23 protein-coding genes are annotated in these 24,325 nt (G+C 62.2%); 8 read left to right on the top strand and 15 right to left on the bottom strand.

Going from position 1 to position 24,325, the window contains the following annotated elements; translation table 11 throughout:
- Positions 1-321: 321 nt before the first annotated feature.
- On the bottom strand, positions 322-1,764 hold the full coding sequence (locus C7455_RS05175) for a malonyl-CoA decarboxylase (protein ID WP_245904232.1): 1,443 nt from the start codon (positions 1,762-1,764) through the stop codon (positions 322-324).
- 92 nt (positions 1,765-1,856) lie between these two features.
- Between C7455_RS05175 and C7455_RS05170 the strand changes: the two genes are divergently transcribed.
- Positions 1,857-2,561 (top strand): GntR family transcriptional regulator, encoded by a 705-nt coding sequence (locus tag C7455_RS05170; protein WP_245904231.1) that lies wholly within the window; start codon positions 1,857-1,859, stop codon positions 2,559-2,561.
- Here C7455_RS05170 and C7455_RS05165 read toward each other — a convergent pair.
- The 7 genes from C7455_RS05165 to C7455_RS05135 form a co-directional block, all read right to left on the bottom strand.
- Positions 2,522-3,367 (bottom strand): sugar phosphate isomerase/epimerase family protein, encoded by an 846-nt coding sequence (locus C7455_RS05165; RefSeq protein ID WP_109666271.1) that lies wholly within the window; start codon positions 3,365-3,367, stop codon positions 2,522-2,524. The genes C7455_RS05170 and C7455_RS05165 overlap by 40 nt on opposite strands.
- Positions 3,364-4,173, bottom strand: coding sequence for a class I SAM-dependent methyltransferase (locus C7455_RS05160; RefSeq protein ID WP_109666269.1), 810 nt, complete (start codon positions 4,171-4,173; stop codon positions 3,364-3,366). Before C7455_RS05160 ends, C7455_RS05165 begins: the two co-directional genes overlap by 4 nt.
- A 28-nt stretch (positions 4,174-4,201) precedes the next feature.
- Positions 4,202-5,479, bottom strand: a complete 1,278-nt coding sequence (locus C7455_RS05155; protein ID WP_109666268.1) for a TRAP transporter large permease — start codon at positions 5,477-5,479, stop codon at positions 4,202-4,204.
- A gap of 40 nt (positions 5,480-5,519) precedes the next feature.
- A complete protein-coding gene (locus tag C7455_RS20430; protein ID WP_170119003.1) occupies positions 5,520-6,110 on the bottom strand; it encodes a TRAP transporter small permease in 591 nt (196 codons plus the stop codon).
- 86 nt (positions 6,111-6,196) lie between these two features.
- A complete protein-coding gene (locus C7455_RS05145) occupies positions 6,197-7,189 on the bottom strand; it encodes a TRAP transporter substrate-binding protein (RefSeq protein ID WP_109666265.1) in 993 nt (330 codons plus the stop codon).
- Between the two features lie 76 nt (positions 7,190-7,265).
- The gene (locus C7455_RS05140) at positions 7,266-8,363 is read right to left on the bottom strand and encodes a mandelate racemase/muconate lactonizing enzyme family protein (protein WP_109666263.1); all 1,098 of its coding nucleotides are present in this window, start codon (positions 8,361-8,363) and stop codon (positions 7,266-7,268) included.
- Positions 8,360-9,559 (bottom strand): pyridoxal-phosphate-dependent aminotransferase family protein, encoded by a 1,200-nt coding sequence (locus C7455_RS05135; RefSeq protein WP_109666262.1) that lies wholly within the window; start codon positions 9,557-9,559, stop codon positions 8,360-8,362. The genes C7455_RS05140 and C7455_RS05135 overlap by 4 nt, the downstream gene beginning before the upstream one ends.
- Positions 9,560-9,698: 139 nt before the next feature.
- Between C7455_RS05135 and C7455_RS05130 the strand changes: the two genes are divergently transcribed.
- Positions 9,699-12,629: an FAD-binding and (Fe-S)-binding domain-containing protein gene (locus C7455_RS05130; RefSeq protein WP_425450623.1), complete on the top strand. Its 2,931-nt coding sequence runs from the start codon at positions 9,699-9,701 to the stop codon at positions 12,627-12,629.
- 424 nt (positions 12,630-13,053) lie between these two features.
- Here C7455_RS05130 and C7455_RS19855 read toward each other — a convergent pair whose 3' ends face one another.
- From C7455_RS19855 to C7455_RS05100, 5 genes are all read right to left on the bottom strand, one after another.
- On the bottom strand, positions 13,054-14,109 hold the full coding sequence (locus C7455_RS19855) for an SH3 domain-containing protein (protein WP_146199934.1): 1,056 nt from the start codon (positions 14,107-14,109) through the stop codon (positions 13,054-13,056).
- 248 nt (positions 14,110-14,357) lie between these two features.
- The gene (locus tag C7455_RS05115; protein ID WP_109666256.1) at positions 14,358-15,485 is read right to left on the bottom strand and encodes a helix-turn-helix transcriptional regulator; all 1,128 of its coding nucleotides are present in this window, start codon (positions 15,483-15,485) and stop codon (positions 14,358-14,360) included.
- Between the two features lie 334 nt (positions 15,486-15,819).
- Positions 15,820-15,945, bottom strand: a complete 126-nt coding sequence (locus C7455_RS20425) for an ATP-binding protein (protein ID WP_281269402.1) — start codon at positions 15,943-15,945, stop codon at positions 15,820-15,822.
- 165 nt (positions 15,946-16,110) lie between these two features.
- Positions 16,111-16,614 (bottom strand): hypothetical protein, encoded by a 504-nt coding sequence (locus tag C7455_RS05105; RefSeq protein WP_146199933.1) that lies wholly within the window; start codon positions 16,612-16,614, stop codon positions 16,111-16,113.
- A 179-nt stretch (positions 16,615-16,793) separates the two neighbouring features.
- Positions 16,794-17,297: a hypothetical protein gene (locus C7455_RS05100; protein ID WP_109666251.1), complete on the bottom strand. Its 504-nt coding sequence runs from the start codon at positions 17,295-17,297 to the stop codon at positions 16,794-16,796.
- A gap of 171 nt (positions 17,298-17,468) precedes the next feature.
- Here C7455_RS05100 and C7455_RS05095 point away from each other — a divergent pair, with 171 nt between their 5' ends.
- On the top strand, positions 17,469-19,946 hold the full coding sequence (locus C7455_RS05095; RefSeq protein ID WP_109666249.1) for a serine/threonine-protein kinase: 2,478 nt from the start codon (positions 17,469-17,471) through the stop codon (positions 19,944-19,946).
- Here the strand turns inward: C7455_RS05095 and C7455_RS05090 are convergent.
- Positions 19,900-20,436 (bottom strand): ECF-type sigma factor, encoded by a 537-nt coding sequence (locus C7455_RS05090; RefSeq protein WP_109666248.1) that lies wholly within the window; start codon positions 20,434-20,436, stop codon positions 19,900-19,902. The two genes, C7455_RS05095 and C7455_RS05090, sit on opposite strands and share 47 nt — an antisense overlap.
- Positions 20,437-20,544: 108 nt before the next feature.
- On the opposite strand from C7455_RS05090, the gene C7455_RS05085 reads away from it, so the two are divergent.
- Positions 20,545-21,111 (top strand): helix-turn-helix transcriptional regulator, encoded by a 567-nt coding sequence (locus C7455_RS05085; RefSeq protein WP_109666246.1) that lies wholly within the window; start codon positions 20,545-20,547, stop codon positions 21,109-21,111.
- Between the two features lie 30 nt (positions 21,112-21,141).
- On the opposite strand, the gene C7455_RS05080 is transcribed toward C7455_RS05085, so the two are convergent.
- Complete coding sequence (locus C7455_RS05080; RefSeq protein ID WP_146199932.1) at positions 21,142-21,897, bottom strand: hypothetical protein; 756 nt, start codon at positions 21,895-21,897, stop codon at positions 21,142-21,144.
- 26 nt (positions 21,898-21,923) lie between these two features.
- Here C7455_RS05080 and C7455_RS05075 point away from each other — a divergent pair, with 26 nt between their 5' ends.
- The 4 genes from C7455_RS05075 to C7455_RS05060 all read left to right on the top strand — a co-directional run bounded on the left by C7455_RS05075 (position 21,924) and on the right by C7455_RS05060 (position 24,321).
- Positions 21,924-22,334 (top strand): SH3 domain-containing protein, encoded by a 411-nt coding sequence (locus C7455_RS05075; protein ID WP_109666243.1) that lies wholly within the window; start codon positions 21,924-21,926, stop codon positions 22,332-22,334.
- Positions 22,335-22,841: 507 nt separating this feature from the next.
- Positions 22,842-23,066, top strand: a complete 225-nt coding sequence (locus C7455_RS05070) for a hypothetical protein (RefSeq protein ID WP_109666241.1) — start codon at positions 22,842-22,844, stop codon at positions 23,064-23,066.
- A gap of 59 nt (positions 23,067-23,125) precedes the next feature.
- Positions 23,126-23,248, top strand: coding sequence for a hypothetical protein (locus C7455_RS20585; protein WP_281269401.1), 123 nt, complete (start codon positions 23,126-23,128; stop codon positions 23,246-23,248).
- Between the two features lie 206 nt (positions 23,249-23,454).
- A complete protein-coding gene (locus C7455_RS05060; protein ID WP_109666238.1) occupies positions 23,455-24,321 on the top strand; it encodes a transglutaminase family protein in 867 nt (288 codons plus the stop codon).
- Positions 24,322-24,325 lie beyond the last annotated feature (4 nt).

Genomic DNA, 24,325 nt, shown 5'->3' with positions numbered 1-24,325 from the left:
CTGCCCGTAGTTCGCGCGCGGCCCGGCCTTCAGCACCTTGCCCATCGCGTCCCAGAGCAGTGCCGCAGCGAGGAACACCGCCATCGGCTGCTTGTAGCGCGCCAGCCGGCCTGCGAGGGGCTGACGGCTGGCATCGTTTCCAAAGTGGCGCTGGCCTCACGCACGACGACCCGACCACCTCCTTTCCGAAGTCTGGCTGTGGCACGACCGTGACCGCCCTGTTGCGCAAACCGTCGAGAGCAGACTGCGTCGTCGCAGCCTAGTGACCCCACGCACGGGGTTTCAAAAGACGGTTGCTGCCTGACACTGCCGCACCTTCTGTCACGGTTTGCGCGCCAGCTTGTGCACAACCGGCGCTGCGATCAGTTCACCCTTGTTGGCGAAGGCCTCGTGGTTTCGTTCTATGGTGCCGAGATCATAGAGATAGTTGACCATGACCCCCCATGACTGCTCCTGCCCGCGGAGGGACGTGTCGGCATCAGCGTTGATTCGCTCGAGCCGCGCCCCGTTGCCGAGGTGAAAGCGCGCCACGGGATCGACGATGTGTCCGGTCTCGGTGCGGGCAAGCATAAGGTAGCGTGCTGCCAGTTCGAGTGCGATATCGGCAGGCGGGGGCGTGGAGTTCAAGGTGCCCTCCCCGGCGGGGTCCGACACGGCCGCGACCTGCGCCTCGGTCAGCATGCCCGAGCGCGGCCTCGCGAGCTCACCGGCGACCCAGCGCCGCAAACCGGGCAAGGGCGACAAGGTTACAAAGGTGCGCAAAGCCGGAAACTCGAGGCGCAGAACCTCAACAACCTGCTTGATCAGGAAGTTGCCGAAGGACACCCCGCGCAGGCCGTTCTGGCAGTTCGAGATGGAGTAGAACACCGCGGTCGTCATCTTCGCGGGGTCCTGCGGCGTCCGGCCCGCATCAAGGATGGGACCGATGGCGGCGGGGATCTCATGATCGAGCGCCACTTCGACGAAAATCACGGGATCGGCCCGCATCGCAGGATGGAAGAACCCGTAGAGCCGCCTGTCGGGCGATGCCACACGGCCGCGCAGGTCGTCCCAGCCATTGATCGCATGCACCGCCTCGTAGCCGATGATGCGCTCGAGGGTTTCGGCGGGTGTAGACCAGTCAATCCGGCGCAGTTCGAGGAAGCCGCGGTTGAACCAGGAACGAAGCAGATGCTGGAAATCCGCATCGAGCGGGCGTAGCGACGGATCGGACCGGATCGCTGTCAACAGCGCGTCGCGCATCGCGACCACGTCCTGCGTGGCCGCCGGCGCGCGGTTCAGCCGCCGGATCAGCTCTTGGCTGCGGGGTTCGCTGGCAAAGTGGAGAGCCCGCGCGTTGGCAGCGCTGCGATCCGCCGCGTACTGCGTCATTGCGCGATCAAGCGCTGTCTGATCGACGCCAAAGCGCTGAACGATATCGGTGAAGACTGCGCGTTTCCCGGCCATGTCGAGTTGCCCGAAACCGTCGAGGATCTGGCGTGCCAAGGCAAGCTCGGTTGCTTCTCCTCGGCCTGCCAAAAGTGCCGCACATTGGTCGACGAGGCTGGCAGTTGCCACATCGCTAGAGGTCAGGGCCCGCCCGACATCCGCGACGCGGGACAATAAATCAGTGAAAAGGCTGGATGCTCTCATGTCCGGTTCGTCTCTTGGGTTGCGGCCGGCGCAATGTGACGGCGAGGTGTCATGCACAGCCTTTTCAACATGACATATGCTGCACACAAAATCAATTTTTGTGTATGCATAAATATGCATTTTTGCGCACAAGAGGAGGTTTGCACCTGTACCTTGTTCAACATAGAATGTGCCCGGAAAGCTGGATGTCCTTGGAGTTTCGGTCTTTGAAACGGTCAGATGAATTGCGCGACGAACTTGAAGAGGAAATCCTCACGGGCGTGTTGCGACCGGGCAAACGGCTGGAAGAGGCTCAACTGGCGGATCGCTTCGGCGTATCCAGAACTCCGATCCGCGAAGCCTTGCTCCAACTGGCCGCCAATGGCCTGGTCGAGTTCCGGCCTCGTCGCGGAGCCATCGTAGTCGAGATCGGCCCGCGCCAGCTGATGGAAATGTTCGATGTGATGGCTGAGCTTGAGTCGATGTGCGCGCGTCTCGCTGCGCGGCGCGTAACCGATGACGCGCTGGAGCAGATCACCGCCGCGCATGAAGCGTGTCTCAAGGCGGCAGCCGAAAAAGACATCAACGAATATTACGACACCAACGAGGTGTTTCACGCCCGCATACGGCAGGCCAGCCAGAACGAATTCCTGATGGAGCAGGCGACCAACCTGCAAAAAAGGCTTAAGCCCTACCGGCGCATGCAGTTGCGTGCGCGCGATCGCATCCGCGCCTCGCTCCAGGAACACCAGCGCATCGCAGATGCGATCGCGGCGGGCGATGCCGACAGCGCCGGGGCGGAAATGCGCGACCATGTGGCCCTGATGGGAGAGCGCTTTACCACTCTCATCGCGTCGCTCGACGCGAGCAAGGCCAGCCAAGACGACGTATCAGCGGAAAACAGCGCGGTTCAGACCACACCGACCCGGCGGGCTACATCCACGAGATAGCGCCGCCCTTCCAACATGTCGTCAAGGCTGCCGAACTGGTTCATGTAATGGCCGGTGAAGCCCTTGGCCTCGATCCGTCGGAACATGTCCGCAAAATCCATCGAACCTTCCCCGGGGTTCAGGTGCTCTTCGTATGTGCCGTGGCAATCGGCCAAGCGGACCTCGCGACAACGGGTGAAATCAAGCGCCTCAACAAAGCCCGCTACACCTTCGGGATAAAGATGCGCGTGATTGGCGGTGAACGCCATTCCCAGATGCTCGGACCTAAGGTTGTCGAAATACCACAGACATTCCTCGAGCGTGGTGCACAGGTAATTCACCTCGGCATGCTGGGGCTCGCGGTTGGTGTTCTCCAAAAGCAGGAGGACGCCCTGGCTTTCGGCATAGCCGACCGTGCGCTTGAGCCGCTCCAGCCCCGCCTCGCGCCGCATCTGGTAATCGGCTGTGAAATGGTTGCCCGCATGCACGATCACCCAGCCCGCGCCCGTCGCCTTGGCCAAGTCCACATAGGCGCGCAGATAGGAATCCACGGCCTCTGTCACAAAGGGCGACACTTCGGCCACGTTCACGGCGGACAGGGTATGCAGGCCCAAAACCACACCGGTTTGCTCGCACAGCTCACGGATGGCGGGCGCGCGCGCCATCATCGTGGCCATAGCATTGGGCGCCAGATCGGTCTGGACATCGAGAAACCGCACGTCGTTCGCGGCGGCCCAGCGGATCGCATCCTCGACCGCGAGGCCACGGCCCACATCCATCCCGATGCGTTCGAAAAGCGGCTTACCGGCGGCCTCATTCCCCCTCATGCCGGCACCTCGCCCGTCACGACCCAGGATGTCGCCGTCAACGACCGTGGACCATCGACATCGCCCGATAGAAATGCCGCCCGCACCGCGTCGCAGACCCGCGCCTGAAGATCAGGTTCAAGCGCTGCCACATATCCGCCAACCGGCCCCTGTCCGCCCAAAAGCGGCTGCCAGTAGTCATCCCAGTCTGCAAAATCCATCCGCACGGTAACTGACTGACGTTCCACATTGGCAAGACCTGCCGACCGCCAGAGGTTGGCCATGCCGTCGGGCAAGGCGAGCGGATTGGAAAAGATCTTGTCCCTGGTTTTGGACGCCACCGGGTCTATCGCGGCAGCCGTATCCCAAAGTAGCCGCTGGTAGACGAGACCGCCCCGGAAATCCCAAGCGGCAGCGACGAGAACTCCGCCGGGGCGCACAACGCGCGCCATCTCTTGCGCGGCCTTGAGCGGGTCCGACATGAAGTTCAGAGCTATCAGGGCCCCCGCGCCATCAAAGGTGTTATCGGGAAAGGCGATGTTCTGAGCATCTCCGTTCAACAACTCGACGCCGGACAGGTCAGGGCGTGCGCGCGCGAATTCCAAGTAGGGTTCGGCGACGTCGATACCCACGACCCGACGGGACGGGTGCCGCGCCAAGAGGGCAGCGGAAAGGCTTCCTGTCCCGCATCCCACATCGAGAAGCGGGCCACCACCTTCGAATGTGACACTCTCCGCGATGCGGTCCGCCACCCTGCGGCTCCAGCGTCCGATGAAGCGTTCGTACGCTGCACCGTCATTGGCTTGATAGCTTGAACTGTTGGTCATGCGGAAAGGCTCTCCTGCGGCGCTCGTCTCAGCGCATCTGCGATGGCAACCAGGTTGCGATTTGGGGGAACAACAAAAGCATCAGCGTGAACAGCAAGATTGCACCGAAGAACGGCAGGTTCGCCACGAAGATCCGCATTTGGTCAGTATTCGCTATCCTCGACGTGATGATGAGTGCGATCGCAAGGGGCGGTGTCAGCTGGCCGATGACGACTGCCATGACCATCAGAACACCGAAGTGCAGCAGGTCCACATCGTAGAGGATCAAGGTAGGCAAGATCACCGGAACGAGAACCGGTATCAGCGGGTCCAAGAACATCCCCGCGATAATGGCCAGCAGCATCAGAAGCGCCAGTCGCATGAACATGTTGTCGCCGAAGGTGAAGAGATCGATCAGTTCGGCGAGAGCTTGGGGGACATGGGCGCTGGAAAGGCTCGACCCGAGGGCGAAGGAAAGACTGACGATCACCAAAAGCTCGCCCGTCATGGTCAAGGCGACCACAAAGACGCGGTACAGACCCTTCAGGCTAAGGCTCCGAAAGATGAACATGGACAGAATAATCGCGTAGACCACCGCGAATGCACCGCTTTCGGACGGTGTGAATACCCCAAACACGAGACCGCCCACGATGATGGCAGGCAGTCCGAATGCAAGGATGCCCCTGCGCCCAGTCCGTATGATCTCGGCGGTGGAAAAGCTTCCGTGTCGCTGCCATTTGCGCCGAATTGCAAGGTAGGACACCAGAGCCATGAAGATGGCGCCCAAAATGAGGCCAGGAATGAGTCCCGCGATGAACAGCGCGCCAAGCGACGTGCCGGTCACGGCGGAATACAGGATCATCGGCGACGACGGCGGTATCAACGGGCCAATCCCCGACGAGGATGCACTGATCGCGGCCGATACTTCGGAGGAGTACCCCTCGCGCTTCATGGCCGGAATGACGATGGATCCCGATCCGGCAAGATCGGCGGTGGAAGATCCGATCATCCCGCCAAAGAACATGCTGGTCAGGATGTTAACCTGTGCGAGCCCACCGCGTAGCCAGCCCACCAGAGCGCGCGCGAAATCGAAGAGACGGCCTGAGACGCCCCCGGCGTTCATGATCGTACCGGCAAGAACGAACATCGGCAGGGCGATCAGGGTGAACTGACTGACACCGGAGACCATGGTCTGTGGCACCATCATGCTCCACTGACCGTTCATGACAAAATTGAATGCGACCGCGAACAACAGGGCGGCGACCATGGGAGTGCCGAGGATCAGCAACACCAGCAGGATCGATATCGATAGCAGGGCAATGATCACGATGTCACTCCGGGGTTGGGATTGCGTCTGAGACTGGCGGTCATGCGATGTCAGAGCGGTTGCGCTTGAAATAGTCCTGGACCAGCAAGCCGAGATACGCGACGGCGGCGATCGCGGGACCAACGACCATTGCCGCCATGAACCAACCCTTCTGCAGACCGACATAGATCATCTGATCCCCGCCGAAGAATTGCAGGTACTTCAGCGACACGATCGCCAGCCAGACGAAGATCGCAGCCGAGAAGAGATGTGTCGCGAACGCAAGCACGGTCTCCATCCTGGCCCCGAGGCGCTGCGCAAAGAAGTCTATGCGGATGATCTGCCGCCGGCGGATCGACAGGAACATACCCAGCATGCCCAACCAGGGCAGCAGTGACAGGACCAGCTCATCCCCCCAGATAAAGACGAAACCAAGCGCGTATCGCCCCAGTGCGTTCAGGAACACCACTGTCACGATGGTGAGCAGGACGGCCACGCCCAGCGCTTCGGCGACAGCGTTGATCGCACGGTCGAGGCGGCTCCGGCCGATGTCGAGGTCTTGGAATTCGGTCGCTCGGGCAGCTTCATCCACCTGACGCGCCAGTTCGGCATCGCTGATGGGAACGCTGCCCTCCGGTAGCCGGTCCTGCATTGGATGGTCCATTCAGTTGGTCTCGGAGGACATGACGCCGCACACAGCGAAAGCGTGGGTCGCTGCGTGCGGCATTCCTTGCGGGATCAGTTCGAAGCTGCGGCCACGACTTGGGCGGCGAACTCGCTGCCAGCCATGTCACCGACGGCTTCCCAGATCGGAACCGAAGCGGCCCGGAAAGCCTCGATATCGATCTCGTTGATCTCCATGCTCTGCCCGAGCTCTTCCAGGAGAGACGCATCGGCTTGCGCACCGAGGCCGCGGGTGTACTCCGCCGCTTCCTGTGCGGCCGCAATGACTGCGGCGCGCTGTTCGTCTGTGAGCGAGTCGAACCGGGCCCCGTTCATGACCAGCGTCACCGGCGAATAGACGTGGCGCGACAGCGACATGTAGTCCTGCACTTCGAAGAACGACCGGTTTCTGATCGTGATCAGAGGATTTTCTTGACCGTCGACCGTGCCCTGCTGCAGGCCAAGGTAGAGTTCACCCATGTTCATCGAGATCGGCTGAGCCCCGAACGCGGTGAAGGCGAGGATACGTGCTTGGCTGCCGGGAACGCGGAGTCTGACGCCCTCGAGGTCAGAGGGAACTACGATCGGGCGGACATTGTTGGTGATGTTGCGAAACCCGAGCTCGCCAAAGGCCAGCACTTCGAGCCCGGCCGACTCCCGCATCGAGGCGCGCAGCATCTCACCGACCTCGCCGTCGAGGAGCCGGGCGACGGTTTCGCGGTCGCTGAACAGGAACGGCATGTCAAAGATCGCCCAGCTTCTGTCCAGTGACACCGCGTCCGAGCCCATCGGATAGACATCGATCTGGCCGGTGCGGATCATTTGCATATGGACGGTTTCATCGCCAAGCGCCTGCGTATGAAAGAATTCGAAGGCGAAGCCATCACCCAATGCCGTCTGGAGGTTCTGGGCAAAGCGTTCGGCCATCTGGAGATCCAGACCCGTCATCGGGTTTTCGCCCGAAATGCGCAGCTCGAGCGTCTGCGCTTGGGTAAGGGCGGGTATTACCATTGCTGCGCCGAGCACAAGCGCGGCGCCAAGCTTTCCGAATGTCTTGTAGATGGTCATCTTATGTTCTCTCCCTTGGTTTGTCTCAACGTTCCGGCACATTGTTTTTGTTATCGTGCCGTTCAGTGCCGCCTGATCAGTTCGCCTTCAGAGTTGCGCGCATCGCGTCCCTGTCGAGCTCCACCCCAAAGCCCGGCGCATCGGGTACCGCGATGCGCCCCTCCCTGACTTCGGGGATCGATTTGAAGATTTGGCGTTCGACTTGATCGACGCCAAGATGACTTTCGCTGAGGGTTCCGTTGCGGAAGCCCGCAACGTGATGGAGACAGAATATCCCCCCGCCACCTGCGTCCGAGAGTGGCCGATTGTAGATCTGGGCCAGATGCGCAACGCGCCGGGTCTCGGTCATGCCGCCATTGTAAAGACTGTTGGGCATGAAGATGTCGATCGAGTCATGCTCGACAAAGGCGCGGAACCGATCGGAATGGCCGTCCATCTGACCGGCGGACAACGGTATCGTCGTGCGTTTGCGCAAAAGCCCCAGATCCCTTGGGTCGTTTCGCAAGACCGGGTCCTCGAACCAGGCGATGTCGCAATCCTCCACCATCTTGGACAACCGCATCGCCTCATCGAGGGTCAGGCTTTCATTTGCATCAATGGCAAGCGGCGTATCGGGGCCGAGCGCATCCCGAACATGCCGGACACGCTGGGCATCCTCCCGGATGCCGCCCTTGGCCACACCGACAAGCATCTTGAACCGACGATGGCCCTTGCCCTGCAGGTCGCGAGCAACCTCGACAAGTTGGTCGCGGTCGAAAGCACCGAACCCGAACGTGCAGTAGGCCTCCGTATGGTCGCTGTGCCCACCGAGCAGTTGTGCGACAGTCCGGCCGCTTGCCTTTCCGGCGATGTCCCATAGGGCGAGGTCGATGCAGGACAGCGCCAGCATGTTGACGCCGAGGGTTTGGCCTCGTTCCGAGACGATCTTGTGCAGACGGTCGTGGATCCGCTCGAGATCGCGGGGGTCCATGCCGATCACCACTGGCCCCAAATGGTTGACCACCGCAGAGGCTACCGCGTGGGGCAGAAAGCGCGAGGCCATCCCGATGCCCACGTGCCCCTCGGTCGTCTCGACCTCGCAGATGACCCTCACCGAGTCGCCCGCCGGCTTGCCAACTATCGGCAGAACCGTATCGAAGGCATGGACGGTGGCCGTGACTTTTGCGATCTTCATGCCGCCGATCCCTTGAGCAGGCCGCCCGGCGCATTGTTACCTGCCAGGCTGCGCATTGCAGCATCCACACCGCCCGCCCGATGCGGGATTCCGCACGCCGCAAGCCCCATCTCGACACCACTGAGCGTGCCGGTGACCATCAGATCGTGGAAATCCCCGAGGTGACCGATACGAAACACACGGTCGGCCAATTGGCCGAGGCCATTCCCGAGAGGCATGTTGCTGTTGGTCAGGATCTGAGCGCGAAGGGCGTCGGCCGAATGACCCTCGGGCAGGCGAACGGCGGTGAGCGAGGGGGAGTGTTCGGCATCGACCGCGCATTGCGTCTCGAAGCCCCAGTGGCGCACGGCAGCCCGCGTCGCTTCTGCTGCGCGCTTGTGGCGCGAGAATACGTTCGGCAGCCCCTCTTCCCGGAGCATGTCGAGGGCGACCTTCAGCGCCTGCAACATGTTGGTCGCCGGAGTGTAGGGAAAGAAGCCGTTCACGTTGGCCGCGATCATGTCTTCCCAATCCCAGAAAGACCTCGGCATCCGTGCTGTCTTTCCAGCAGCGCGCGCCTTTTGGGATACCGCGTTGAACGACAGGCCGGGGGGCAGCATCAGACCCTTCTGCGATCCGCCGACCGTGACGTCCACGCCCCATTCGTCATGCCGATAGTCGATCGACCCCAGCGACGAGATCGTATCCACCATCAAAAGTGCCGGATGCCCAGTGGTATCCATCGCCCGCCGCAGCGCGGCGATGTCCGATGTCACCCCAGTCGATGTCTCGTTGTGAACTGCGCAAACGGCTTTGATCCGGTGCGCCTTGTCCTCGGCGAGAACCGCCCAGATGCGGGCAGCATCAACACCAGAACGCCAGTCCCCCTCCAGCAACTCCACCTTGAGGCCCAGTTTCTCCGCCATTTTGCGCCACAGGGTCGCGAACCAGCCGGACTGGTACATCAGCACCGTGTCGCCCGGCGACAGCGTATTCACGAGGGCCGCTTCCCATGCACCGGTTCCCGATGCCGGGTAGATGACAACCGGTTGCTCTGTTGCAAAGACCTCTTTCACACCTTCCAGAACCTCGCGACCCAGCGCGCCGAATTCCGGTCCGCGGTGATCGATCGTGGGCTTTGCCAAGGCGGCGAGTATGGGCAGCGGCGTATTCGTTGGCCCCGGAATTTGAAGGAATTGGCGTCCGGCTGAATACATGCTGATTTCTTTCGTTTGTGTTTCCGGTGACCAGGATGGCATCCGATGACCGGGTCTTGCGTATCCTCAAGACAAGCATAATGTATACAATTGTGGCAAGCGATTCTTTCTTGCCTCACTGAAATTGAGGAAATCCCGGATGACCGACACTCAGCGCGCTTTCTCAGCGAGATCCACCATGGCGGCAGCACCGGCCGTAACGGAGAGAGACGCTGTTGCGCTTGCGCGGGAACTGAACGGAGTTATGAAGGGCTCGGCCGCGGGCGATGCCTTCACGCGTGGCCGGTACGCGACAGACGCATCGATCTATCAGATCATGCCGGCAGCTGTGGCCTTTCCACGTGATGCCGAGGACGTGGCCGCCGTGATCGGGGTGGCCGCGCGCCATTCCGTTCCGGTGATCGCGCGGGGTGCCGGCACGTCGCAAAACGGGCAGCCCATCGGACCCGGGATCGTTGTCGACTTCAGCCGTCACTTCAACAATGTGCTCTCGATCGACCTCGATGCGCAGACGGCACGGGTCGAACCGGGTACGGTGCTGCAGAGTTTGAACACGCGCCTGCGCGAGCACGGCCTGTTCTTTCCGGTAGAACCATCTACCGCGTCACGCTGCACGATCGGAGGCATGGCCGGGAACAACTCCTGCGGGGCGCGTTCGCTCGCGTATGGCAAGATGGTCGACAATGTGATTGGCATCGAAGGGATGCTGGCTGATGGCACACCCATCGCATTTGATCGCAAGGGCACGTCGGCCAATTCTTGGACGCTTGCCCATGCGATGCGCTCGCTTGCCGAACGTCAGCGTGCGGAAATCGACCAGATGTTCCCAAAGGTCCAGCGGCGGGTCGGCGGCTACAATCTGGACGAACTGCTTGCCGACGAGCCGAATTACGCCGGTCTCTTGGTCGGTTCGGAGGGTACTCTGGCCTTGTCCAGCGCGGTCACGCTGAAGCTGGCCCGACTTCCCGAACATCGTGTGATGGGGATCTGTCATTTCCCGTCCTTCCGGACCGCGATGGAGGTGACGCGCCACTTGGTCGAACTCGGGCCGACCGCCGTTGAACTTGTCGACAACAACGTCCTGACGCTCGGCGCCGACATCCCGTTGTTCCGCAAGATCCTTGGTCAGATTACGCGTGGGCGGCCCGACTGCCTGCTTCTGGTCGAATTCGCCGGTCCGGATGCCTCCGCCTTGGGCGCGGAGCTGGCCCGTCTCGACGCCTGCATGGCGGATCACGGCCATCCCGACGCTGTGGTGAAAGTGTCCGATGTTGCGGTTCAGCGCGACATCTGGGAAATGCGCGAAGCCTGTCTGAACATCATGATGTCCGGGGCGGGCGATGCCAAGGCCGTCAGCTTTATCGAAGACTGCGCCGTGCCGCTCGAACATCTTGCGGACTATACGGACGCGATCACCGATCTTTTCGAACGCCATCAAACTCGGGGAACCTGGTACGCGCACGCATCCGTCGGATGCCTTCATGTGCGTCCCATCCTGAACCTGAAGGACCCGCGCGGCCTGCACGCAATGCGCGCGATCGCCGAGGAGGCCTGCGATCTCGTCCGCCATTTCAAGGGCTCGCATTCGGGCGAACATGGTGACGGCATCTCGCGCTCGGAGTTCCACGAACGGATGTTCGGCCCGACCCTTGTCCGCGCATTCGAGACCGTGAAGGACGAGTTCGACCCCGCCGCACGTCTGAACCCGGGCAAGATCGTGCGTCCCTACAAGATGGATGACCCAGACCTGATGCGCTTTGCGCCAGACTACAAAGTGTCGATGCCAGTTCGGACCGGATTGGATTGGTCGGAAAAAGGTGGCTTCGGCGGCGCCGTCGAGATGTGCAACAACAATGGCACCTGCCGCAAGCTGGCGGGTGGCGCGATGTGTCCCAGCTACCGCGTCACCCGCGACGAACAGCACCTCACCCGCGGGCGCGCGAACACGTTGCGGCTGGCCATTTCCGGGCAACTCGGCCCGGACGCCCTTACATCCGCCGAGATGAAGCAGACCATGTCGCTTTGCGTCGGATGCAAGGCGTGCCGCCACGAATGCCCGACCGGCGTCGACATGGCCAAGATGAAGGTCGAAGTCGACTATCAGTACCAGTTGCGCCACGGGCTGAGCCTGCGCGACCGCCTCGTGGCCTTTCTGCCCCATTATGCCCCGCTTGCATCGCGGCTGCGCGGGCTGGCGAACCTGCGGGATCGGCTGCCCGGCCTGCCATGGCTGAGTGAACGGGTCCTCGGCTTGTCAGCCCGCCGACCCTTGCCGAAATGGCAATCACCATGGCGGGAGGCCGGTCACTCGACGCCTGCCGACGTGCGGGGTGACGGGCTGGATCTTGTGCTGTTCGCCGATACGTTCAATCGCTACTTCGAGCCCGAGAACCTTTCGGCGGCCCTGCGCGTGCTCACTGCAGCCGGATACCGCGTTCACCACGTTGCAACGACCGGTGGGCGCCCCCTGTGTTGCGGGCGGACCTTTCTGTCTTCCGGGCTGGTGGAACAGGCACGCGCCGAGGCGCGGCGCACTCTGGACGCCCTTGCGCCCTTCGTCGCCGCCGGAGCACGGGTCGTTGGCCTTGAGCCGTCCTGTCTCTTGACCATGCGAGACGAGTTTCTTGTTCTCCTCCCGGCACAAGAAGCAAAACCCTTGGCGGACGCCGCATTCCTCGTCGAAGAGGTGCTGGCCGCCGACATCGCCGCCGGACGTGTGACGCTGCCGCTGTTGGACCGGGGGCAAAGGACTGCCCATCTTCATGGGCATTGTCACCAGAAGTCGCTGGGCGGGTTGAGCGCAGCCCAGACCCTTTTGGCCCATGTTCCCGGTCTTGTGGTGAAGACCATCGAGTCGAGCTGTTGCGGGATGGCCGGCGCGTTCGGCCACGAGGCGGAAAACTATGACACGTCAGTGGCCATGGGCGAGCTGTCGCTCTTGCCGGCGGTGCGTGCGGTTTCGGCAGGTGACGTCATTGTGGCGGACGGCACGAGTTGTCGAAAGCAGATCGTGGACGGATCCGGGCGCGCCGCGCTGCATGTGGTCCGTGTGCTTGCTGATGCGCTCTGAGAACCAGCCCCGTCGCCCCATGAGGGGCAAGACTTGCCAACAAAGGCGGACAAAGCTTAACAGTAGCTTGTTTCTTGGGCGTACAATCCGGACACGGAGGGCCAAAGTCACGGAACCGGCAACGGCGGCACCGGTCGAGCTGTGGTGAATATTTCGCTTGGTGTTTTGTCAACGCACAGTGGCACGCAGATCATGTGGCCGGGCCGGGAAAGGGCCATGACATTCCGTTGCGCAAACATTGCGTCGGCTTGCTCCCCGATGCCAGCGAGGCAGCGATCCTTGGTGTAGCGCCTGTATCTGACGGGAACGGATCTCTATCGCCATCCTAACCCAAACTGCCCTTAGGCCTTGCAGTAAGGTCTAAGGGCCGAGCAGGCGGGCCAGTATCCTTGGGGGCAGGCCCCGCCGGCGGCGGCGATACGCTTTACAGACCAAGCGAATTGTAGTCCGGCCCGCTGTAGACCCAGCCATCGGGGAACTGTGCGGTGCGGATGCGGCACCAGTTGTCCGTCTGGCAGCGCTCGCGCAGGGTGACCGTCTCACCGACTTGCAGTACGCCGATCCGGCGGCTTCCTGGGTGATCATAGACGTCCGTGGCAAGTCTCACGGCGCGAGTCTGGCGCAGAGTTGTCTCAATCTCAATTGGCCGTGTGAGATCTACTGGCATGTCCGAGATTTCCGGGCGTGCATCGACGAGGATGCGCGGCGGAAGCTGGCCACACAGAACCCCGAGCGTATCGATGACTTCGGGCCGCTCAAGGTGCAAATGGGCATCGGAGCCGTAGCGAATTCCAGTAATCCATTCGCCGGGCGGGCAGCGAAGACGGCCGGGGCTGGTATAACTGCCGCTGAAGGTGGGGGTCACTTCACGATAATGGTCCCTGTAGGGAACACGAGTGCAGCCCAGGCGAACGTGATTGATGGCTGGTGGCAAAGTCTGCCCGTTTCCGCGGATATTTTCGTTGACGTAGGTAAGCAGCATATGGACTGCTTGGCCCGCCGGGCACCGGATCTGTTGCCAACCCCCACCCGTGCCACCGACCAAGCTGAGGACAACTGGACTACCTTGCAGGCCTGAGACGCTGGGGTTCACTTCGTCACAAATCGGCTGGATGGCGTCCAGAAGATACCCGGTGCGCATGTTGAACCCGATCAGAAGGGATCGGGGTGGGCATCGAAGATCTTGTGTCATGCTGCCAGCCCCTACTAATCCGGGCTCGCTGATCTGGGCATTGGCACCGGTCGTGGCCGCCGATGCAACGATCGCTACAGTGGCGGCGGCCGCAAGCCAGCGGACCCCACGCTTGCATCGAAACCACAGTCGGTTGCGGCGCATATCTTCAGACGGAGGCGCAGCACGCATGTTGCCGTCGTTGTGTGTTGGTGTGTCCATTTGCAGATCCCCCGATTTCGGGCAGCGCGCAGTGTCTTGGCTGCCGTGCCGTTGCATGTCAGAAGCCGCCGAAGCGTTGTCAGCCATCTTCGGCGCCCGGCAATGATGCTGCATCCTTCATTTGCATGATTTCGCCTGCCTCTGTCCCCGGAACAGCCGTCTGACCCCTTCCTCACAGGCATCGCAGGATGGGCCTGACGGTCGGACGGCGACATGCGGACATCGGGCGACCCTTTGAGCTCAGCCTATGGCCACATCACAAACCGCAACGCAGGGTCGAGGCCATCGGTCAAAGGTTGTCGAATTGGGGTGCGCTGAGATCCGCGTTCCTGACCCTAGCCTGAGCGCGGTTTCGACCCTTCTCCGCCCTTGATGGAACCGAGCGACGAAAGCAGGCTTGTCAATTCGGACTGACGCTTCGTACCGGTCTTGGAGAAAATTGCACTGAGCTGACTGCGGATCGTGGTAATCGACACCCCCAGGGCATCCGCAGCCCCCCCCGTTGAGCGGCCTTCGACAAGATGCTGAGCCAATCGCGCCTCGGCCGGGGTCAGGTCGAACAGGCCGTGCAACATCACGGTATCCGGTGCATTGGCGCCATTGACCGGAGTGATGACAACCGCCGTCGCGGCATTGTCGAAAATATCGTGGGCCGCTCCCGTTATTGGCAATATATGCACGATGCAGGGCGCATTTCCGCCGTCTGATCGCACAGGTATGGAACGGACCACTGTGTTCCGAGCAGCTTGGCTTAGCCCTTCCTGAAACAGCATGTTTGCAGCGCGATGGCGGAGCGCCAATTTTCCCATCGCGGTAAAGATCACCGAACCGTTGGCGCTCTCCAGCAACGTGTTTGCGGCAAGCACGCGTCCGTTTTGCGCAAGGACGGCAGCGGGCAGTCCCATCGAGGCAAGAACGGAAACGGCTGCCTGCGCACGTTCAAGGCCCAATCGCGCTGCCATAAGCCCTGTGCGGGCAAGATGCGGACGCAGCCCCGCCAAGCCGTCCATCAGTTGGTTCCCCGGGCGCGTGGAATTTACTGACAGTTCAATCGTGATGCATACGTTTTCACCGGTGGGCATGCGCATCAAGGTGCCAAGCTGATTTCCGATCCCGAGGGCTTTCAGCGGTGCACGCATCAAATCCCGGGAAAGTACCTCTCCGGGAAAATAGTCGGCATCGTAGAAAAAGGCTGCCGGCGGGACATTCAACATATACGGGGTCAGCTCGCTGACTTTCCACGCATCGGATGTGCAATATCCTGTCAACACCTCGTCGATCAACGGGGTGCTGCGCCACCGAGGCTGAATGAGCCCGTTATAAACGATCACTGCCGCCGAGACGCCACCGGACACGTCTGCCAGTTTCTGAAGTACGTCATTCCAGCGTTCCGGGATGAAGGCCGCTTCGTAGATTTTCTCGATTAGAGTTTCGTCCACCGCATCGACGCTCCAATTGGCCAAGTGAGCGTCGCTGACGGATCAACTTCCGTCAACCTCCGAGGTCTTCCCTCGGCTTGGTGCCGCCAGCGTTGTTAACCGGCGCGGCCTGTGGCGCAGATGGATCGGCGCAGCATCCGGCGCTATCCACCATATTTTCGGGCGTGCGGCGGCGGAGGCGGAGGGAGGCGGTCGTACCATCTCTTGGCCGGGTCCAACTCGCAAACTGCCAATCGGCATCCAGACGCCCCCCATCATCGGCGCGCAAAATGAACCCCTCTTGCGGGACGGGAGCTGGGCCGAGGCGGCGTGGCCTTTCAGGCTGTGCCGCCGTCTCGGGTCAGCGTTTCAACCGGGCTTAGGTGCGGGTCTTGAGGCGCCAGCCGTCGGTGCCGGTTTCGACGATGTCGCGGTGACGGATGAGACGGTCGAGCATCGCAGCCGTCATATTGGCCGCGCCAGAAGGCGCTGGATCATCCGGCATGCCGGTCTGCGCCATTGCCCAGCCCGCAAGGGCATGAGCCGTTGCGCGCCCCGGCATTACGGCCCCGCGCACCGGACTTTGGCGAAATGACCGGCGCGGCGGGTTTTGAACCTTTATTGGTCGACTGAGGGCACGTGCCTTCGGCCCGCGGACATGCGACAATTTTCAGCTTCTTGCCGAGCAGACGACTCTGAAGGAGGTGACGGCATTGTCCCACCCGGTAGCTCCGGTCAGGTTGACCACGCGATTTGAATCACCCCGGATCGTTGTGCTCTGGCCGACGAAGTCCGCCTCGCGATACAGCGTTGCGTAGCAGTAGACGCTCGCGTCGAAGTCGCACTGGACGGAGGAAATCCTGTTGTTCCACGTGTTGCCCAGACGCGTGGTGATGGTGTGGTAAAGCGCAGCGCCTTCGCTGCCGGGAACGAAATCCGTCACGACCTGCCGCATGCGCTGCCCTTGGCCGTTTGGGTCCATGTAGAACCAGCACCCTCTGTTGCGAAGCTGGGTCGGCACGATCCTGATCAGGTCCCTCATGGTCCGACCGGTGGAATCGCCCCTAATGATATGGTCGTACGGCTGGACATGCAGCGGACCGCTCTGCATCTGCGCTGACCCGGAGTTGACTGAGGAGAGCACGCTGATTGCGGCGCCAAGGGTCAAGCTCATCAAGTTTCTCTTGGATATCATGGTCGTTTTTCCTTTTGCTGGATGCCACTGCGGCATTGTGATGCTGCAACTTTGGATCGCTGTCGCTTTGGGCGCTTCATTCGATTGAAGGACATTTTCGCGGTGGTCCTGCAGGCAAGCCACGGCATGTGGCGCAGCAGACGGGGTCGGGCAGCGCCTCACGGCTTCTGCGCTGCCTCCGCCGTTGGCCACACGTCGATCGTCGCCGTGTCACCATCAACCTGCAGCCGACCTTCGATCTCTAAGTCGTCACTCAGGTGTCGCCCCTCAAATCGGGTCGACTGTACCCGGCCGTCTACGGTCCTGACGAGGATCAGGGTCCTAAAGGTGCCGATCCGTACGCCTTCAAGGGTCACGGAGTAATTTCCTGTCGGGCACTGCGCCCGGATACACATCACGGGCATATAGCGGATGCCGAAACTCCCTCCGATCACCAAGCGGTCATGCGCCTGCGGAATCGGAGGAAGCGGTTGAACCTGGGCGATGGCGGCCGGGGTGTCAGACAGCACGGCGAACCCAAGGAACGACAAGGCCATCAAGGCATATTGAGACTTTTGCATGTTGGAACTCCTCTTCTGACCTGACATCCTATACGGCCGTGCGAGCCACGCTTCCTTCGTTCGAAGGATGGGTTCGATCGACAGAGCCTGCATGATCTTCATCACGAAAAGCGGGGTGGCGGCATTTGCCCTTGCCAGCGCGTTCGCCCAATTTGTGCCGACGGTCCGCTCGTGGCGACGCTGGTGTTTCGTGTGGTCGAAAAAAGGCACTGCAAGTTCTGGGGTTGAAAATCTCTGGGCTGCGCTTCTGTTTACTGTCGGGGGTTCGCCGCGATGTCCGCCTTGTCTGCAAATGAATGGTCGCTTGTTCGTGATGCGCTTGACGACCTGCTGGATCGCGCCCCGGCAGAGCGCAGGCGCATTTTGTCTGCGATGCCGCTGAGCCCGGGTATTCGCCACGAGATCGATACGTTGCTGAATGCCGCCACAGATGCTGCAGACTTCATGGAAGTGCCGCCGGCCCTGTCCCTTGAGGCAGCGGGGCAGGACTACCGTTCGCTGGCCGAAGGCGCACGGGTGGGGCAGTTCCGCGTGGAGCGTCTTGTCGGACGCGGCGGGCACGGGGAAGTTTATGAGGCCTTCCGCGACGATGGGCAGTTCGAACAGCGCGTCGCGCTAAAGCTGCTGCGACCGGAGGCCGTCTCGCGGTTCGATGCGTTCCGCTTCGAACGACAGGTCCTTGCCAACCTTGAGCACAAGGGAATTTCACGTCTTATCGACGGCGGGATAGCGCCCGACGGTCGGCCCTACACTGCGATGGAATTTGTCGAGGGCGAGGCCATCGACATATCTTGCAGTGTGCGAGGGCTTGATATCGCTGCGATCCTGAACCTCATGCTTGCTCTTTGCGATGCGGTGGCCCACGCACATGGCAGGCTTGTCGTTCACGGCGACATCAAGCCGGGCAATGTTCTGGTGGATGCGACCGGCCAGCCTCGGCTGCTGGATTTCGGTATCGCACGCATCCTCACGGCCGATACCGCGCTGCGCGGTCTGACGACGGCGCTTTCGACCCCTGACTATGCCGCGCCCGAGCAACTGGCCGGTCATCGCGCAACGGTTGCAACCGACGTTTATGCGCTTGGCGTCTTGCTTTATGAACTGCTTGCGAGGGCAACTCCGTGGCGGGTGGGGGACACCCCGGTTTCATGGGCGACGCGTCTGCTGCATGACGAGCCGCCACTGATGAGCAGCAAGGCCGTGCCCGAGCGAAAGGCGCTCTTGCGCGGCGACCTTGACGCGATCGTTGCCAAGTCGGTTCGTGCCGATCCGATGATGCGCTACCAGACGGTCCAGGCGCTTCAGGACGACATCACGAGGCATTTGACGAAGCGGCCTGTGCTCGCCCGCAACGGATCATCGATTTACAGGCTGCGCCGGTTTGCAGCCCGCAATACCCTCGCGCTCTCGGCGATGGTTCTTGTCGTTGTGACGGGTGTCATCGGCGGGGGCGCCACCTTGTCGTCCATGCGTGACGCCGAGACAGGGCGCGCGGTAGCGCGAGCCGAGGCAGGTCGGGTCGAAACGCTGCGCGCCACAATGGACCTCGTGTTCCGTGCTTCCGCCGATCAGCCGGAAACCGGCGTCACGACCCGGCAATTGCTTGATCTCACCGCCGATCAGCTCCGCAACGATGTCGCGGCGGGCGTCGCATCGCCCGATCTTTTGCGCCAGATGGGTGAGCTTTATATCGAACTCGAGGAATTCAGTGCCGCGGCCACGTTCCTCGATGCCCACCTCGCAGCGGCGACCGCGGCGGGCGACGTCACGGCAGCGGCACAGGCTCGCCAGCTTCTGGCGGTCGTGGCAATCCGACGTGGCGATCTGGCGGGAGCAGAGGATCTACTTTCCCAGTCGGATGCCGTGTGGGAGGCAATGCCCTCGCGTTTCACGCGTGAGTTGATTCAGCAAAGGGGCATCCGTGCCGCCCTCCTGCGCCAGCAAGGCGACACCGAACGCGCTCTGTCCCTGATCCGGGACGCTGTCGACGAGGCAACCGCAGCGTTCGGGCCAGACGGCCTCGATACGCTGGCTTTGAGGCAAAACCTGGCGACGCACTTGTTGAGTATGCGACAGACCAGCGACGCGCGCGCCGAGTTCGATGCCCTTGCTATGGCGTTCGAGGCGGCGGGGCGCGCCAACTCTCCGGCCGCCCTTGCCGTCATGATGCACCGCGGACTTTTGGCGCTGGAAGATGGCAACCCCGCTGAGGCAGACCAGCTGCTGTCCCAAGCCGTCGAAACGCGCCGGTCAATCTACGGCGCATCCGAGGCGCTGGCGGCACTGCAACTCAATCACGCGCGGGTTCTGCTGTCGCTGGGCGAGGCCAATCGTGCGGTGAGCATCCTCGACGACGCGCTGGAGATGTCGAACGAGGCAACCGGCGGTGGCGGAATGATCGGGATCATGCTCTTGCAAAGCCGGGGTCTGGCGCGCCTCACAACGCACGGTCCCGATGCGGCACGGGCAGACATGCAGGCGGCCCTTGCCGCCGCCGAGCAAAATTTCGGGCCCGAAAGCCTGATTTTCGGAAGTGGTCTGGCAGCGGCCGCCAATGTCGAATTGTTCGCTGGAAACGCAGCCCGGGCCAGCACTTACCTTCAGCGTGCGCGTTCGTTGTTCCTGCAGCTCGGCCCTGCAGGGGCCCATCAGATGCAGGTGGTTCATGCGCTCGAAGAGATGATGGGTGTCCCGGCAGAGCGCGCTACCGCTCTGCCTCTTCCTGAAGGGCACGATACAACCACGCCTTAGCCTGCAGCCAATCCCGCCGCACTGTGCGATCGCTCACCTTGAGAATCTGCGCTGTTTCCTCCTCGCTGTAGCCCGCGAAGAATCGACATTCCACGACGCTTGCCATACGTGGATCGATCCCGCGCAGTTCGGCGAGGGCCTCGTCGATGCGCACGACGTCGCTGTCGCTTGGTCCTGCGATGTCAAATGCGCTCTCGATGCTTTCGGCGACTTTTCCGCTGCCCCGCTTCTGGGCCAGACGGGCGCGGGCCGCGTCGACGAGGATGTGGCGCATTGCCGTGGCGGCGGTGGCGAGGAAATGGGGCCGGTCCTTCCACGTCGGATGATGGGCGAGTTTCACATAGGTCTCGCTGATCAGTGCCGTGGTCTGCAATGTCTGCGGTCGGCCCACCCGCACGCGCTCGCGATGAGCCAACTGCCGCAACGCATCATACAGGCTTTCCATCAGCTTTTCGGTGCTGCCAGGCAGCGCATCATCCTCCGATGTCATGTCGCCTGTCCGTGCCAGAGAAAAATCTTGGCCATTATGCGCATCGGCGTGTCCGGTTCCAGAGCGAGGTTCCGTTTTCCCTTATGAGACCATCATGAGGACACCGCGATGCAAACCGCCACACATGTCGAACGCCCTCCCTTTCCTGTGCAGGATCTGGCCGAGGCGACCACCGCGTTGATCGTCATTGACGAGACGCTGCGTCTGATAAGCGCCGATCCGGCTGGCCATGCGTTGCTGATGCGCGACAATTGCCTGAGGCTGAGCCTTGGCCACATCTGCACCGGCTCCCACAACCGGAACATGCGGCTCAAGGAGTGCATCACCTCTGGCGGCACGGGCGGCTCTTTAGATCTGGGTGACGGTGTGGTCCTGACCCTGACCCCGCTCCGCGCGGCCGATGGCATGAACACGACGCGGCAGGCTATCTTGATGGCGCGGGTGACCGAGGTCGAGGAGGACGCCGTCAGCCTTGTGAGCGAGTCTTGTGGACTCACCAAGGCTGAAAGCGAAGTCCTGCGCCTGATCTACAAGGGCTTCAGCACCGTCGAAGCAGCCCGCATCTCGGGCGTGGCAAAGAGCACGGTGAGGTCGCACCTTCAGCGCGTTTTCGCCAAGACGGATACATCACGCCAGAGCGAACTTGTGCACTTTGTCGCCACTTGGCGCGGCTGAACCATCCGTGCCAGTGCGGCCAGCGCGCGTTCAGTAGGTAAAGGTCAGGCTGTTGCAGGAAATCTCTGTCGCGCCTTCGAAGCGGTGGCTCGGCATGATGTTGTAGGCCGGGTTGCCAACGGCAAACTCTGCCATCGCCCAGTCCCGAAGGGCTTTCTCACTGTCATCGGACACGAGCGTCAGTTCTTCGCCGGGCGAGGTGCCCGGTCCGCGCCAGAACAGGTGCGGATACTGCGCAATCAATCCCGGATCCTCCGATGCCGCGCAGATATGGCTGAAACCGACGGTGCCAGCCTCGATTTGCGGATCGAGCGGCCAACAGGTCGAACTGTCCGCCAAGAGCGGCTCATCCAGAACCAGACGTTCATTCTCGATCAAGCGTCTCAGCGCAAAGATCGGGTCTGGCGGCGCCTCACAGGCTAGCTCGGCGATCAGCATTGCATCGGTGTCCGGATCGGCCGCGAACGCGGCCGGTGTTGCGAATGCCAGAAGTACCAGTGCAATTCCGGTCGGCGTGAAACTCGTCATGTCGAGGCTCCCATGGTGAAAGGTGATGCTCGATTGTGGTGCGGTCTTGCCGACCCGTGCATCCACCATTTGAAGGAGGGGCCACACCGGGTCATGCGACCTGACCCGGTGCTGTTTCGTGGCGCGCGGTTTCGTTGCGAGATGCCTTGGGAGGGTGGCAATCTCGAACACGGTGTCGAACCGTATGGTCGAAGCACGCGGGCACAGGCAAACTGTCTCCTTCGTTTGAAGGAAGCCGCCGGTGAAGCGCTGTGCCAATTTGCAGTATCAAGGAGGTATTCAAGATGTTCGGATTTGCCAAAACTGTTGCTGTTCTTGCCGTTTTTGCCACCACACAGGCCATGGTGACGCCAGCGTCTGCTGAACTCTCCGGTGCGATCAACCACGCCGTCATATTCGAGGCGCCGGGTCTTGATCAGAGGCGGATTGGTATGCTCCGCACGGGCGAGAGGGTCGAGGTCGATTTGTGTGAAGGCACCTGGTGCTTCATTCGTGCTGCTGGTGATCGGAGAGGCTGGGTGGCCTGGAGGTCGCTGTCCTCTCTGGATCAATGGGTTGGCGGCACCGCCGTTCCGGGGCCGATCCCGCTGTCCGGTGCTCCACAGCTCCTCAACCAGCACAGGCATGTGGGCGGGTCCATTGAACTGGCACCCGGTGTCCGTGCGCCGTTTCGGGGATCCGCGCCGACCCGCTGAAAAGGGCGAGGAGCGGGGCAGAGCATCCTGCCCACTTCAAGGCGACTGCCTGCGCCCCAGAAACCCCAACCGCGCGTTTGACGGCCTCAAGGCGGGCAAAACATTTGAACTGATTGAATTGAGATCTCGAAGGAATTTGGGGCATAGCCCGCCGTCGAGTTCGGCTTGCGCGTAATGACCGGCAATCCTGACGTGGGTTAGGGTGGTATCCGCGCACAGGCGTTAGGCAGTGGGGGCGTTCTGAACGGATCGGCCGGGTCGTTCCGGGGCGCGAGGGGCAGGTCTTCTGCCTCATCGCGGACCGATGCGGAGGCGCACGGCGGCAGTGGCCGTGAAGGAGACAAAGCCAGTCGGCTTCGGCGGCCATCCACCCCTTCATCGGAAAGCCAATATGACCATGCGTTCATCATCGCGCTCCAAGCCCCTCTTGATCCATGCAGGGCGGGGACATGCCCAAGTTGGACAGCGCGATCCGACTGACCCCATCTGGCGCGCGGCACCGTGGGCATGACGGGGCGCTTCAGCAACTTCGATGGACCGGGAGCCGGGCTCCGGCGCGACGCAGTGCAACGCAGCGATCGGTTTCGTGAGGCAGAGACGAATACCGGCCTGAAGGTCATCATGCATCACGGCATCTGGCAGGTCCGCATGGATGGCGGGTTTCACGGCGACTACCATCAAGAAGAACCCGCGCACGCGGCCGCTGCGCTGCTCAGGCGTTCCCTGCCATGACGAACCCTCAGGAAACGGGTCCGGATGCCTGTCCCGTCCAGACGGCCGAGAACGAAGGCATGCCGACCATCGCCAGCAAGGCTGCAAGGACCGGCCGGGCGCCGGGCTATCAGCTAACCGGCAAAACCGCACCATGCGCCGCGCCGCCGCAGCTGCTGGCGCATCACAAGGAAAAGACATGAGACCCAGGTCACACACCGCCCCGCCTGTCGCATCCGCCCACCGTGATGTGGCCGGGCAGCGTCCCTGCCTTCGCTGCAGGACGATCTTCCTCAGCGAGGGCTTCGGAGAACGCATCTGCGCCAGGTGCAAGGCCAGCACGATCTGGCGCACCGTGCTGCCTGCGGGTGGTGGCCAGATGCGGGGCCGGTCGGAGTAGGATGCAGAAATGGCGCGCGTCACCATCAGCCATGCCACGATCTATCGCTACCGCGACCCGGTCATTCCCGGACCACATCGCCTGATGCTGCGCCCGCGCGAAACCCCCGACCTCGGCCTGATTGCCTTCGATCTGCGGGTGACGCCCGACGCGCGGATCGACTGGGCGCATGACGTTGCAGGCAACGCGATTGCCACAGCGAATTTTTTGGCCTCCTCCGACACCATCGACATCCGGGCGCGCACGACGGTCGATCTGAGCGCACCGGCCTGGCCGGTCTTTGCCATCTCCGCCTCGGCGATCGACTACCCGTTCCTCTATTCGGACGAGGAATGGACCGACCTCGGCGCGTTGACGAGCCCGCAATACATTGATGCTTCGGGTCGGCTTGGGGCTTGGGTCGCGGGCTTCGTGCGGGGCCGGCCGACAGATACGCTGTCCTTGCTGAAGGATGTCAGCACGGGTATCGCCACACGCATCGCCTACGAGGCGCGCGAAACCGAAGGCACGCAGGGCCCGCTCGATACGCTCGATCGGGGCCGGGGGTCGTGCCGCGACCTTGCCGTTCTGATGGCCGAGGCTTGCCGCACGCTCGGCCTCGGCGCGCGGCTGGTGTCAGGCTACCTGCATGATCCGCAGGGCATGAGCCTTGGATCGGCGGGGTCGGGGTCCACCCATGCTTGGGTCGAGGTCTTTGTGCCCGGCGCGGGCTGGATCACCTTCGATCCGACCAACCGGGCTGTCGGCGCGGCGAACCTGATCCCGGTTGCGGTCGGACGGCGCATGTCGCAGATCGTGCCCGTCGCGGGCAGTTTCCACGGCGCATCGTCCGACCTGCTGGGGATGGCGGTCGAGGTCAGCGTGACGGCAGCCTGAGTGC

This window comes from Roseicyclus mahoneyensis, assembly GCF_003148775.1.
Lineage (GTDB): Bacteria > Pseudomonadota > Alphaproteobacteria > Rhodobacterales > Rhodobacteraceae > Roseicyclus > Roseicyclus mahoneyensis.
This window is presented reverse-complemented; position numbering and strand designations above follow the sequence as displayed.